Origin of the sequence: Plantactinospora sp. BB1, assembly GCF_003030385.1 — a bacterium.
In the GTDB taxonomy this organism is placed as follows: Bacteria; Actinomycetota; Actinomycetes; order Mycobacteriales; family Micromonosporaceae; genus Plantactinospora.
Window position 1 is genome coordinate 5,904,885 of sequence record NZ_CP028159.1, and the last position, 14,026, is coordinate 5,918,910.

6 protein-coding genes are annotated in these 14,026 nt (G+C 74.5%); 3 read left to right on the forward strand and 3 right to left on the reverse strand.

The annotated features are described in order from the left end of the window. Positions 1-7 precede the first annotated feature (7 nt). Positions 8-1,492, reverse strand: a complete 1,485-nt coding sequence (locus C6W10_RS25810; protein ID WP_107261242.1) for a glutamate synthase subunit beta — start codon at positions 1,490-1,492, stop codon at positions 8-10. Continuing rightward, on the reverse strand, positions 1,485-6,302 hold the full coding sequence (gene gltB, locus C6W10_RS25815) for a glutamate synthase large subunit (RefSeq protein WP_107261244.1): 4,818 nt from the start codon (positions 6,300-6,302) through the stop codon (positions 1,485-1,487). Before gltB ends, C6W10_RS25810 begins: the two co-directional genes overlap by 8 nt. A 134-nt stretch (positions 6,303-6,436) precedes the next feature. Between gltB and C6W10_RS25820 the strand changes: the two genes are divergently transcribed. From C6W10_RS25820 to C6W10_RS25830, 3 genes are all read left to right on the forward strand, one after another. Further along, on the forward strand, positions 6,437-7,312 hold the full coding sequence (locus C6W10_RS25820; RefSeq protein WP_107261246.1) for a GNAT family N-acetyltransferase: 876 nt from the start codon (positions 6,437-6,439) through the stop codon (positions 7,310-7,312). A 175-nt stretch (positions 7,313-7,487) separates the two neighbouring features. Continuing rightward, positions 7,488-9,581, forward strand: a complete 2,094-nt coding sequence (locus tag C6W10_RS25825; protein ID WP_234361430.1) for a M14 family zinc carboxypeptidase — start codon at positions 7,488-7,490, stop codon at positions 9,579-9,581. 106 nt (positions 9,582-9,687) lie between these two features. Further along, positions 9,688-10,398: a fasciclin domain-containing protein gene (locus C6W10_RS25830; protein WP_107261249.1), complete on the forward strand. Its 711-nt coding sequence runs from the start codon at positions 9,688-9,690 to the stop codon at positions 10,396-10,398. 19 nt (positions 10,399-10,417) lie between these two features. Here the strand turns inward: C6W10_RS25830 and C6W10_RS25835 are convergent, their stop codons facing one another. After that, a complete protein-coding gene (locus C6W10_RS25835) occupies positions 10,418-13,843 on the reverse strand; it encodes a BTAD domain-containing putative transcriptional regulator (protein WP_107261251.1) in 3,426 nt (1,141 codons plus the stop codon). Positions 13,844-14,026: the final 183 nt, after the last annotated feature.

Sequence of the window (14,026 nt, forward strand, 5' to 3'; positions counted from 1 at the left end):
GGCCGGCTCAGCGGGCCGGGACCGCCAGCGGCTGCGCGGACGGCGCCACCGGAGCCGGGAGCTGGCTGGCTCCGCCCAGGTAGCGGTGGATCGCGGCGGCGGCGGCCCGGCCCTCGGCGATCGCCCAGACGATCAGCGAGGCACCCCGGTGCATGTCCCCGGCGACGAAGACACCCGGGGTACCGGCCTGCCACTCGGGGTCGGCGTCGATCGCGCCGCGCCGGTTGCGTACCACGCCGAGCTGGTCGAGCAGCGGCTGCTCCTCGGTGCCCTCGAAGCCGATCGCCAGCAGTACCAGGTCGGCCGGCAGCTCCCGCTCGGTGCCGGGCAGCACGGTCAGCAGCCGCTGGCCGTCCCGCTTCGTCACGGTCACCTCGGCGATCCGGACCGCGCGTACCTGGCCGGTGCCGTCGTCGACGAACTCCTGCACCGCGACCGCGAAGACCCGCTCGCCACCCTCCTCGTGCGCCGGGTACTCGCGCAGCACCCACGGCCAGGTCGGCCACGGGTCGCGGGCCTCGTCGCGCTCGTGCGGCGGCCGCGGATAGAGGTCGAGCTGGTGTACGCCGGCCGCGCCCTGCCGATGCGCCACCCCCAGGCAGTCGGCGGCGGTGTCGCCACCACCGATGATCACCACGTGCCTGCCGGCGGCGTCGATCGGGGTCGACGACTCCCGCCCGTTCACCACCCTGTTCGCCGCCACCAGGTGCTCCATCGCCTGGTGCACGCCGCGCAGCGCCCGGCCCGGGGTCGCCGGGGTGTCCCGGCCGGCGAGCGCGCCGCAGGCCAGCAGCACCGCGTCGTGCTCGGCCCGGAGCTGCTCGGCGGTGACGTCGACGCCGACGTTCACCCCGGTGCGGAACCGGACGCCCTCGGCGGTGAGCTGGGCCAGCCGCCGGTCGATGTGCTCCTTCTCCAGCTTGAAGTCCGGGATGCCGTACCGGAGCAGGCCGCCGATCGCGTCGTCCCGCTCGTACACCGTCACCGCGTGCCCGGCCCGGACGAGCTGCTGGGCGGCGGCGAGTCCGGCCGGGCCGGAGCCGACCACCGCGACGGAGCGGCCGGTCGGCGCCGGCACCTCCTGCGGGGCCACCAGGTCCAGGTCGAAGGCGCGGTTGACGATCTCCACCTCGACCTGCTTGATGGTGACCGGAGCCCCACCGTTGATCCCGAGTACGCAGGCCGCCTCGCAGGGCGCCGGGCAGAGCCGCCCGGTGAACTCCGGGAAGTTGTTGGTGGCGTGCAGCGACTCGATCGCGGTCGCCCAGTTGCCGGTCCGGACCAGGTCGTTCCAGTCCGGGATGCGGTTGCCCAGCGGGCAGCCGTCGTGGCAGAACGGGATGCCGCAGTCCATGCACCGGGTGGCCTGGTCGCGGATCAGGCCCTCGTCGGCGCTCGGGTACACCTCGCGCCAGTCGGAGATCCGCACCGGCACCGGGCGGCGGGCCGGCAGCTTCCGGTCGTGCTTGAGGAATCCACTCGGGTCAGGCACGAGCCACCTCCTGGGACGGGCGCGAACCGGGGGCGACCGGCCGGGCCGGGGACGCGGGCGGAGTCGGTGCCGGCGGTGCCGGTGTGCTGGCGGCGGCGGGCTGTGCCGGTACGCCCGGCGTGGCGAGCCCGCCCATCACCGCCTCGTCCACGTCCCGACCCTCGGCCCGGGCGACCCGCATGATCTCCATGACCCGCTTGTAGTCCCGGGGCACCACCGCGGTGAACTCCCGCACCGCCTCCGGCCAGCGCTTGAGCAGCCCCTCCGCCACCGACGAGTCGGTCTCGGCGAAGTGCCGCTGCACCAGGTCGTAGAGGGTGACCCGCTCGTCGTCGGTGAGCGGGGCCAGGTCGACCAGCTCGGGGTTGACCCGGCGCCGGTCCAGTTGCCAGACGAAGGCCGTACCGCCGGACATGCCGGCGGCGAAGTTCCGCCCGGTCTGGCCGAGGACCACCACCACGCCGCCGGTCATGTACTCGCAGCCGTGGTCGCCGACCCCCTCGACCACCGAGACCGCGCCGGAGTTGCGTACCGCGAACCGCTCGCCGACCCGGCCGCGCAGGAACAGCTCCCCGCCGGTGGCCCCGTACAGGATGGTGTTGCCGGCGATGATCTGGTCCTCGGCCCGGCCGTTCGGGCCGGGTGGCGCGTCCAGGCCGCCGGCGAAGGGTGCCGCCGGGTCGGGGCGGACCACGATCCGGCCGCCGGAGAGTCCCTTGCCGACGTAGTCGTTGGCGTCGCCGGCCAGCCGCAGCGTCACGCCGCTGGGCAGGAAGGCACCGAACGACTGGCCGGCGGTGCCGGTGAGGTCGAACTCGATGGTGTCGGCGGGTAGGCCGGCCCCGCCGAACCGCCGGGTGACCGCGCCGCCGAGCATGGCGCCGACGCTGCGGTGCTCGTTGCGTACCGCCACCGCCGCCCGGACCGGGGTGCCGTCGGCCAGCGCCGGTTCGGCCAGGGCGAGGAGTTCGTTGTCCAGCGACCGGTCCAGCCCGTGGTCCTGGGCCCGTACGCCGCGCCGGGCGGCACCGGCCGGCAGCTCGGGGACGTGCAGTACCGGCCGCAGGTCGAGGCCGTGCGCCTTCCAGTGGTCCAGCGCCGGGGCGAAGTCGAGCAGCTCGGTGGCGCCGATCGCCTCCTCCAGGCTCCGGAAGCCCAGCTCGGCGAGGTAGCCCCGGACCTCCTCGGCGAGGAAGAGGAAGAAGTTCTCCACGAACTCGGGGCGGCCGGTGTAGCGCTCCCGGAGCACCGGGTTCTGGGTGGCGATGCCGACCGGGCAGGTGTCCAGGTGGCAGACCCGCATCATCACGCAGCCGGCGACGATCAGCGGTGCGGTGGCGAAGCCGTACTCCTCGGCGCCGAGCAGCGCCGCGACGATGATGTCCCGGCCGGTCTTGAGCTGACCGTCGACCTGCACGGTGACCCGGTCGCGGAGCCGGTTGAGCAGCAGCGTCTGCTGCGCCTCGGCCAGGCCCAGCTCCCACGGGGTGCCGGCGTGCTTGAGCGAGTTGAGCGGGGAGGCGCCGGTGCCGCCGTCGTGGCCGGAGATCAGGATGACGTCGGCCTTGAGCTTGGCGACGCCCGCCGCGACGGTGCCGACCCCGACCTCGCTGACCAGCTTGACGTGTACCCGGGCGGCCGGGTTCACGCTCTTCAGGTCGTGTACGAGCTGGGCCAGGTCCTCGATGGAGTAGATGTCGTGGTGCGGCGGCGGGGAGATCAGCCCGACCCCGGGGGTGGCGTGCCGGGTGCGGGCGATCCACGGCCAGACCTTGTTGCCGGGGAGCTGCCCGCCCTCGCCGGGCTTGGCGCCCTGGGCCATCTTGATCTGGATGTCGTCGGCGTTGACGAGATATTCACTCGTCACCCCGAACCGGCCGCTGGCGACCTGCTTGACGGCGGAGCGCCGGGCCGGGTCGTAGAGCCGTTCGACGTCCTCGCCGCCCTCGCCGGTGTTGGACTTGCCGCCGAGGGAGTTCATCGCGACCGCGAGCGTCTCGTGCGCCTCGGCCGAGATCGACCCGTACGACATGGCGCCGGTGGCGAAGCGCTTGACGATCTCGCTGGCCGGCTCGACCTCGTCGATCGGCACCGGCTCGCGTACCCCGGTGCGGAGCCGGAACAGTCCGCGAAGCGAGCCGGCCTGCTCGGCCAGCCCGTCGACCTTGGCGGTGTACTCCCGGAAGACGTCGTACTGCCGGCTCCGGGTGGCGTGCTGGAGCAGGAAGACCGTCTCGGGGTTGAACAGGTGCAGTTCGCCCTCGCGGCGCCACTGGTATTCGCCGCCGACCTCCAGCGGCCGGTGGTTGCGCTGGCCGGCGTTCTCGGCGTACGCCCGGGCGTGCCGGGCGGCGACCTCGGCGTGGATCTCCGGCAGCCCGATCCCGCCGATCTTGCCCGGTGTGCCGGCGAAGTAGCGCTGCACGAGCCGGTTGTCCAGGCCGACCGCCTCGAAGACCTGGGCACCGCAGTACGACGAGACCGTCGAGATGCCCATCTTCGACATGATCTTGAGTACGCCCTTGCCGAGCGCCTTGACGTAGTTGCGGATCGCCGTCGCCGGCTCGACACCGGTCAGGGCACCCGTGTTGATCAGGTCCTCGACGGACTCGAAGGCCAGATAGGGGTTGACCGCCGCCGCGCCGTACCCGATCAGCAGCGCCGTGTGGTGCACCTCCCGGCAGTCGCCGGACTCCACGATCAGCGCGGCCTGGGTGCGGGTCTGCTCCCGCACCAGGTGCTGGTGCACGGCGGCGGTGAGCAGCAGCGACGGGATCGGCGCCAGGTCGGCGGTGGAGTCCCGGTCGGAGAGGACCAGGATGCGTACCCCGTCCTCGATCGCCTCCGAGACGTGCCGGCAGATCTCGGTCAGCCGCGCCTTCAACCCGGCCGCGCCGTCCCGGATCCGGTAGAGCCCGGAGACCCGGACCGCCTTGAAGCCGGGCAGGTCGCCGTCCTCGTCGATGGAGAGGATCTTGGCCAGCTCGTCGTTGTCGATCACCGGGTAGGGGAGGACGACCTGGCGACAGCTCGCCGGGTTCGGGTCGAGCAGGTTTCCCTCCGGCCCGATGGTCGCCTGGAGGCTGGTCACCAACTCCTCCCGGATGGCGTCCAGCGGCGGGTTGGTGACCTGGGCGAAGAGCTGGTGGAAGTAGTCGTAGAGCAGCCGGGGCCGGGTCGACAGCGGCGAGATCGGGGTGTCGGTGCCCATCGATCCGACCGGCTCGGCACCGGCCCGGGCCATCGGGCCGAGCAGGATCTTCAGCTCCTCCTCGGTGTAGCCGAAGGTCTGCTGCCGACGGCGTACCGAGTGGTGGGTGTAGACGATGTGCTTGCGCGCGGGCAGGTCGGCCAGGTCGATCAGGCCGGCGTGCAGCCACTCGTCGTACGGCTGCTCGGCCGCCAGCTCGGACTTGATCTCGTCGTCCAGCACGATCCGGCCGGCGGCGGTGTCGACCAGGAACATCCGGCCCGGCTGGAGCCGCCCCTTGGCGACCACGCTCGCCGGGTCGAGGTCGAGCACCCCGGCCTCGCTGCCGAGCACCACCAGGCCGTCCGAGGTGAGCCACCACCGGCCCGGACGCAGCCCGTTGCGGTCGAGTACCGCGCCGACCAGCGAACCGTCGGTGAAGGCGACCGAGGCCGGACCGTCCCAGGGCTCCATCAGGCTGGCGTGGAAGCGGTAGAAGGCCCGCTTCGCCGGAGTCATGTCGGGGTCGTTCTCCCAGGCCTCCGGGATCATCATCAGCACCGCGTGCGGCAGGCTCCGCCCGGCCAGGTGCAGCAGCTCCAGCACCTCGTCGAAGTTGGCCGAGTCGGAGGCGGCCGGGGTGCAGATCGGGAAGAGCCGCCGGATGTTCCCCGGGATGCTCGGGCTGCGCAGCAGCGCCTCCCGGGCCTGCATCCAGTTCTTGTTGCCCCGGATCGTGTTGATCTCGCCGTTGTGCGCGATGAAGCGGTAGGGGTGGGCCAGCGGCCAGGACGGGAAGGTGTTGGTGGAGAACCGGGAGTGCACCAGGGCGATCGCGCTCGCCACCCGGGGGTCGGTCAGGTCCGGGAAGAACTCCGGGAGCTGGTCCGGGGTGAGCATGCCCTTGTAGACCATGGTCCGGGCCGAGAGCGACGGGAAGTAGGCGGGAATGCCGCGCTCGGCGGTCTCCCGCTCGGCCTGCTTGCGGACGCAGAACGCGACCCGGTCCAGGTCGATCCCGGTCAGCGGGGCGCCGGCCCGGCCGGCCGCCGAGCCGGTCAGCCGTCGCGCGGCCAGGAAGACCTGCCGGATCACCGGCCGGGCCGCCAGCGCGCTCTCGCCGAGGTCGTCCGCGCGGACCGGTACGTCCCGCCAGCCGAGGATCTCGGCCCCCTCGACCAGGGCGTACTTCTCCAGCACCGTGCGGGCGCGCGCCTCGTCGGCCGGGTCGGTGGGCAGGAAGACCAGGCCGGTGGCGTACTGCCCGGCCGGCGGGAGCGGGAAGTCGACGACCGACCGGAGGAACTCGTCCGGCACCTGGAGCATGATCCCGGCGCCGTCGCCGGTGTTCTGCTCGGCGCCCCGGGCACCCCGGTGGTCGAGCCGGCAGAGCGCGGCGAGGCCCTTGGCGACGACGTCGTGCGAGCGGCGGCCGTGCAGGTCGGCGACGAAGGCGACTCCGCAGGCGTCCCGCTCCGTGGCCGGGTCGTAGAGCCCCTGTGGCTCCGGCGCCCGGGCTCTCCGGTCGGGGTGCTCCGGGACGCGGCCGGGGCCGGTCGACGCGGAGTCGGCACCCGCCGACGAGGAGAGGTGCGGTTCCTGGGGGTACGGAAAGGCCACCGGGGCTCCTGTCGTCACTCACGTTCAATCATTAGGTCGGGACGACGTCGGCCCTGCTGGGTCTCTCGAGTCTACGTTAGGGTCCGGCGGGGTCCACCAGGGGCGAACCGATCACAGGCAGCGGAATTGATCACATGGCCCGGGTCCCGTACGTGTACGCTCCCCCGGTGGCATCTGTACGAGACGAGCCGTTTGACCGGTTGGAACGTTTTTACGATGCGGTGCCGCGTGACGGGGCACACACGGAGGATTTCGGCGGGCTGGTGCTCTTCGTCCGCGATGGTGCGGGATGGCCATTCTACGCCCGTCCCAGGCTGGACGCCACGGAGCCGCCGTCGGCCGCCGACGTGACCGCCGTCCGCCAGCGGCAGCGGGACCTCGGCCTGCCCGAGGCGTTCGAGTGGGTACACGAAAACCACCCGGAGCTGCTCGCGGTGGCCCGGTCGGCAGGGCTGGCGGTGCTGGAGGCGCCGCTGATGGTGCTCGACCCGGCCGCCCTGCCCCCGCCCGAGGAGTTCACGGCGACGCCGGTGCGGATCCTCGACCCGGCGGCGCCGACGTTCGCCGCCGACGTGGCGGCCCGGCGGGCGGTCGCGGCGGTCGGCTTCGCCGCACCCGGCACCGACGTCGGCGCGGCCGGCCCGGCAGCCCGGGACACCGCCCTGGTCGAGCTGCCGGTCGACTCGCTGGACGAGGAGCGGACCCGGACGGCCGCCGGCCGCCGGATCTCCGCCCTGGTCGAGCTGCCCGGACAGGGCGCCGTGGCCAGCGGCATGGCGCTGCGGGTCGACGACGTCGCCGAGATCGCCGGCATCGCCACCCTGCCCACGGCCCGCCGCCGGGGCCTCGGCGCCGCGGTCACCGCCGCGCTCGCCCGCCGGCTGCTCGACGACGGTACGAGCCTGGTCTTCCTCTCCGCCGGCAGCGAGCAGATCGCCCGGGTCTACCTGCGGGTCGGCTTCCGCCGGATCGGCACCGCCTGCATCGCCGAGCCCGCTCCGGTGGGCTGAGCCGAGGGGGTCGCGGCCGGGGGGCGGCCGAGGATACTCAAGACATCCTCAAGATCATTGCATCGCCGCACGTCAGGGATCATGATGACCGGCAGTGCTGTCCCCCCGACTCCTCCCCCTCGGAGTTCACATGCGAATAAGGAAACCGACGGTAGTCGTACTGTCTACATTGCTCGTGGCCAGCCTCGGCACCGTCACCGCCCCCTCGGCGGCCTTCGGCCAGCCGACCTCGGCGGTGCCGGGCACCACGGCCGCGGAGCCCAACCAGGTCACCGGACTCACCGTCACCCAGGCCGACGGGTACGCCACGGTCGCCTGGACGCCGGTCCCCGACGCCACCGACTACCAGATCGAGCGCACCCCGGTCGACGCCTCCGACACGGCCACCGGCCCGGCGGTGGTGGTCGGCGTCTGGCGGCCGAACCGTCAGATCAACAACGAGTCGCCGACCTTCGCCGACGCCGGCTTCGACCCCGGCCTGCGGTTCCAGTGGCGGGTACGGGCCCGGATCGGCACCGCCGAACAGCCGTACTCGGCACCGGTCACCGGCACCACCCGGCAGCCCTGGGGCAACCCGGCCGTCCCCGGCGAGAACCTGCGTACCCAGTGGGAGACCACCAAGGCCGCGCAGTACACCAGCGACGTCGACGAGTACGCCTACACCGCCGAGATCGACCGGCTCAGCGACCGGGTACGGGTGGTGGAGATCGGCCGTACCGTGCTGAACCGGCCGATCAACATGTTCGTGATCGGCTACCCCGCGCCGCCGGCCACCCCGGCGGCGGTCGCCGCGACCTCGCCGCTGGCGATCAACTGCAACGTGCACGGCAACGAGCCCGGCGACCGGGAAGCCTGCCTGGTGCTGGCCCGCAAGCTGGCGTTCGGCACCGACGCCAGGACGATCGACCTGCTCAAGCACACCACCGTGCTGATCGTGCCGACCATCAACGGAGACGGCCGGGCCGCCAACACCCGGGGCAACTCGACCGGGCAGGACCTCAACCGCGACTACTCGCTGATCCGCCAGCCGGAGACCGCGGCGTACGTGAAGATGGTCCGCGACTACCGGCCGGTGGCCGGCTACGACGGGCACGAGTACGGCAACTCGACCGCCGGTGACCTGCCGATGCTGCCGCCCCGGCACCAGAACGTGGCCAAGCAGATCTTCGACGAGTCGATGGACATGATCGAGGGCCACATGTACGTCGAGGGCGCCAAGGACGGCTGGTGGGCCTGCCCGTACGGCTGCCAGGGCGGCAGCGGCGTGGGGCTGAGCGAGGAGACCATCCTGCGCAACACCCTCGGGCTGAAGAACACCGTCAACTCGCTGCTGGAGCTGCGCAGCTCCGGCGGGGCGACCCGGCCGGACGAGGGCAACTCGGCGAACAACCGGCGCCGCAAGACGTACTCGGCGCTCTGGACGTTCAGCCAGTTCCTCGACTACCACCGGGCCAACCTGCCGGCGATCCAGCAGGCGCGCAGCGAGGCGATCGAGTTCCAGGCCAGCAACACCGGCCGGCTCGTCTTCCGGGGCTCCCGGCCGATCCCGCTGCACCCGGCGCCGCACCCCGGCGAGGCGGGACCCCGGGACGACCTGCCCGTACCGGAGATGATCCTCGACAACGCGCCGTGCGCGTACAAGCTCACCGAGGAGCAGTACAACGGGGCGCGCACCGACGGCCCCGGCGGGGTCGGCGCCACCGTGGCGCAGCGGATCGCCGCGCACGGCTGGAAGGTCGTCAAGGGCAGCGACGGGTACTACGTGCCGCTGGCCCAGCCGGAGCGGGGCCTGATCCCGCTGCTGCTGGACGCCCAGGGCGCGGAGGAGCTGGTCGACGGCACCCGGGTCTACCCGACCCGTACCGGCCGGCACAACGGGCCGCTGACCATCTCCGGCTTCGCCTGCCTGTCGGACGCGACGGTGAACGGCCCGGTGACCGTCCGGCCCGGTGCCATCCTCGTCGCCACCGGCAGCACGATCAGCGGCCCGGTCAGCGCGGCCGGCGCGGCCGGCGTCTTCCTGGCCGACAGCACCGTCCGGGGCCCGGTCTCGGTCGCCGGCACCACCGGCGCCGTCTCGCTGGTCGACAACACGATCTCCGGCCCGGTCTCGCTCGCGGTGAACAACACCGACAGCGGCCCGGCCCTGGTCGCGGGCAACTCGGTGAACGGTCCGCTGAGCTGTGCGGTCAACAGCCCGGCGCCGACCAACATCGAGGTGGCCAACTCGGTGAAGGGCCCGAAGGTGGGCCAGTGCGCCGCGCTGTGACCCGGCCGACGCACCGCTGAACCAGGCACCATCCGCCGTACCGGTGGGTCGGGTCGTCAAGGCCCGGTCCACCGGTACGGCACCCCCGTCAGTCGTGGAGGTTGTCGTGTCCGAGCCGTCCATCCCAGCCTCCCCGGCCGGCGGTCCCGTCCGGCGGCAGGCTGCCCGCCGTACCCGGATCGGTCGTGGCCGGCTCCGGGCGGCGCTGGCGCTCGCCGCCACCGCGCTGCTCGCCGGCACGGCCGCCGGCTGCACCGACGACGGCCCCGACGACCGGGACGCGGCGGCGGCCGGCTCCGGGGTGACCGGCCCGCTCTGCGCGGCCCTCCCCTCCGGCACCGACCCCGGCAACCCGGACGCGCTGGCCGACCAGCCCGGCGACGTGGCGTTGCAGTGGATCCCGGTGCTGACCCGGTTCGAGGCGGCGGTCCGCGCCGCCGACCTCGCCGCCGAGCTGCGCGCCCCGGGCGGGGTGACCATCCTGGCCCCGACCGACGACGCGTTCGGGAAGAAGTTCTCCGAGGAGAACCTCGACGACCTGATGATCCACCGCCGGGACGAGCTGCGGGACCTGGTCCGGGCCCACCTGGTGGCCGGCGCCCACCCGCTGGCCGACCTGGTCGCCGACGGCACGGTACGCACCCTCGACGGCAGCACGGTGCCGGTCAGCGCGGCCGGGCCGATGGCCCGGATCGGCGAACACGTGCAGAGCGTCTGCGCCGACTACCGGATCGCGGGCGGCCGGATCCACATCGTCAACGGCGTACTCGGCAAGCTGCCGACCACTTTCGACCCCGACGCCGGCTCCGGGCACTGAGCCCTCGGCCGGCACCGGTTCAGGGCGCCGGGGGCCGGTCTGCGCCCCCGCCGCCGGCCAGCACGACGTCCAGCGGCGCCTCCCGGCCGTACCGGTGTGCCGGGGCGAAGCCGCCGCCGGTGGCCCCGCCGGTGCCGGTACCTGTGCTCGTGCCGCCGCCCGTGCCGGTGCCGGTGCCGCCGTCCGTGCCGGTCCCGAGCGGGCGTACCGCGCCGTCCAACTGGGCGCGCAGGGCCCGCTTCGTCGCCTCGGCGTCCGCCCGCTCGCAGGCCGGCACCGGCGCCCCGATCTCCTCCCGGATCCGGTCCGCCGCGCCGAGCAGCTCCGCCCCGCGTACCGGGTCACCGTCCAGCCGGGCCACCTCGGCCAGCGCCTCCAGCACGCTGGCGGTACGCCACCGGTCACCGACCTGGCGGTGCGCGGCCAGGCTCAGCCGCAGGTGCCGGGCGGCCCGGCCGGTACGCCCACCGCGCAGCTCGACCAGCCCGCGCAGGTTGTGCGCCCAGCCGACCCCCTCCGGGAAGCCGACCGTGGAGTACCGCCGCAGAGCCAGGTCCACCAGCGACGACGCCCGGTCGATGTCGCCCCGGTACAGCGCCACCGCACCGAGGTTCATCAGCGCGCTCGCCGCCGCCAGCGGGTCGCCGAGCCGCTCGTGCCGGCGCAGGCTCGCCCAGAGCCGCGAGTCGGCCCGGTCCAGGTCACCGGCGAGCCAGGCGGTGAAGCCGCGCAGCTCGGTCGTCTGCGCCTCGCCCCACTCGTCGGCGCAGTCGGCGAAGATGGCACCGGCGGTGGCCAGGTGACCGGCGGAGTCGGCGTACCGGGCCTGCTCCCGGGCCACCGAGCCGAGGATCTGCTCCACCCGCGCCTCGGCCCGGCGGTCACCGGTGACCCGGCAGGCGGCCCGGGCCAGCTCCGCGTGCCGGATCGCGGCCGGATAGTCGCAGGCCAGCATCGCCAGCATGGCCGCGCCGATCCCGGCCCGGGCCCGCAGCTCGGCCGGGGCGTCCGGATGCCGGGCCAGCGCCGTCGACAGCCAGCCGTGCCCCTCCCGGTAGTTCCCCGCCAGCCGGCAGTACATGGCGAGGGCGGCGGCCAGCCGCAGGTCACCGTGGGCGGGTCCGCCCGCACCCGCCTCGGCCAGCCAGGCCATCGCGGACCGCAGGTTCGGCTCCTCGGCGCGCAGCCGGGCCAGCCACCGGTCCCCGGCCGCGCCGCGCAGCCGGTCGTCGGCCCGCTGGGCCAGGTCCAGGCAGTAGGCCGCCAGCGCCTGCCGGGCGGTCACCTCGGCACCGGAGTCGAGCAGCCGGGCCAGCGCGTGCCGCCGGACCGGCTCCAGCATCCGGTAGCGGGTCCGGGCACCCTCGCCCGCCTCGCCGGGGCCCTCCGGGCCGCACCGTCGCACCGGCTCGGCCGCCGCGCCCGGCTCAGTTACCCCGCCGGGGTCGGCCGCCGCGCCCGGGTCAGTCGCCCCGTCCAGATAGGTCGCCCCGCCCGGATCGCTCGCCCCGCCCGGCTCGGTCGGCTCCGGGCCCTCGGTGGGTAGCGGCTCCACCAGGGACGCCTCGACCAGCGCGGCCAGGGCGGCCGGCGCGGACGGGCCGGCCACCGCCCGGGCCGCCTCGGCGTCGAACCCGCCGGCACAGATCGAGAGCCGGTCGAAGAGCCGGCAGGCCGCCGCGTCCAGCATGGCCAGACTCGACTCCACCGCGGCGGCGACACTCCGGTGCCGGTCCGGCGGCCTCGGGTCCGGGCTGCGCAGCAGCCGTACGTCGGTCCGCAGCCGGGTGACGATCTCGTCGACCGTCAACATCGGGGTACGCGCCGCGGCCAGCTCGATCGCCAACGGCAGCCCGTCCAGGTCGGCACAGAGCCGGACGACCGCGTCGGCACTGGCCTCGGGTACCGGCCGGCCGGTGACCTCGCGGGCCCGTTCGAGGAAGAGCCGGGTGGCCGGGTGCGCGGCCAGCGCCGCGAGGCTGTGCCCGGTGCCCACCTCGGGTACGGCGAGCGCCGGCACCCGGATCCGCGACTCGGCGGGCAGCCGCAGCGCCACCCGGCTGGTCGCCAGCACCCGCAGTCCCGGGCAGCGGGCGAGCAACCGCTGCACCAGCTCCGCACAGCCGGTGACCAGGTGTTCGCAGTTGTCCAGCACCAGCAGCGCCCGGACCGGGCCCAGGTCGGCGGCGAGCGCCTCGACCATGTCCCGCCCCAGGTCCGGTACGCCGAGCGCGGCGGCCACCGCCTGCGGTACCCGTACCGGGCTCTCCACCGGGGTCAGGTCGACGAACCAGACCGGCCCGTCGGTGCGGGCCGCCGCGACCGCGAGCGCCAGCCGGGTCTTGCCGGCCCCGCCCGTGCCGGTGAGCGTGACCAGGCGGTGCCGGTCCAGTTGCTCGGCGACGACGTCGCGCAGCTCGTCCCGGCCGACCAGGGCGGTGAGCGGGACCGGCAGCCGGGCGGCCGGACGCGGTCGGGACGCCGACGAGCCGGTGGCGACCTCCGGGGCAGGCGTCGGAGCCGGACCCGTCGCCCAGTCCTCGGGCAGCTCACCGGCGCGCACCGCCGCCGCGAGTACGCAGACCCGACCGGCCGGCTCGACGCCCGCCTGGTCCCGGAAGACCTCCCGGGCCCGCTGGTGCACCTCGGCGGCGCCCCGGCGTCCCTGGTGCAGGTACGCGGCGACGAGCAGCAGCTCCCACAGCCGTGCCCGCAGCGGATGGGCCGCCACCGCCGAGGTCAGCTCGGCCACCCCCGCCCGGGCCACCCGGGCGGCGGTCGCCCCGGCGGCCACCGTCGCCCGATCGGCGACCGGGCCACCCGCGGCGGTGTGCGCCGCCACGGCCAGCCGCAGCACGCAGGCCCAGCGGTCCTCGAAGGCGCCGATCCGGGCCTGCCGCAGCCGGCCCAGCTCCACGGCGGCCCAGCCGGACGGGCAGAGCCGGTACGGGTTCTGCTCGTCGGCGGCCCGGCCCTCCCCGGCCGGAACCGGTGGCTCGGTCCAGACGGCCAGGGCGGCCCGGAACAGCCGGGCGGCGGCCCGCAGCTCACCGCCGGCCATCCGACGCCGGGCCCGGTCGAGCAGCCGGCCGAACCGGCTCGCGTCGATCCGGTCGCAGGGCATCCGGAGCAGGTATCCGCCGGGTCGGACCTCCAGCGCGCCCGGTGACCCGCAGTCGGCCAGCGCGGTGGCCAGCAGCGTCGCCGCCCGGTCCAGGGGACGGGCACCGGCCCGGGACAGCGCGTCCCGACCGGCGAGCGCGGCCAGCAACTCGGCGTCCGGGACGGGCTCGTTGGGCCGCAGCGCCAGCAGCCCGAGGAGCGCACCGGCACCGTCCGGCAGCGCGACCGGCCCCCGGGGACCGATCAGGCGGACCGGTCCGAGCAGTCGTACCTCGGCCGGGGTGGCGTGCCGCCGCTCCGTACAAGCCTGTTGATCAGGCACGCTGTGCCGCAACTGGGAGCCCTCACCTTCGCTCCCGGGTAGTGTGCGCGACGCGGCGTCGTGTGGGGCATCCTCCCGATCGGTCGGTTAGCCGACGAACCGGAGGGTCCGGCGCGACCCGCTCGGGCAGCGGCCCCCTTCGATTCGGATGTCGACCCGTCGACCCGAGCCGGAGCCGGCAAC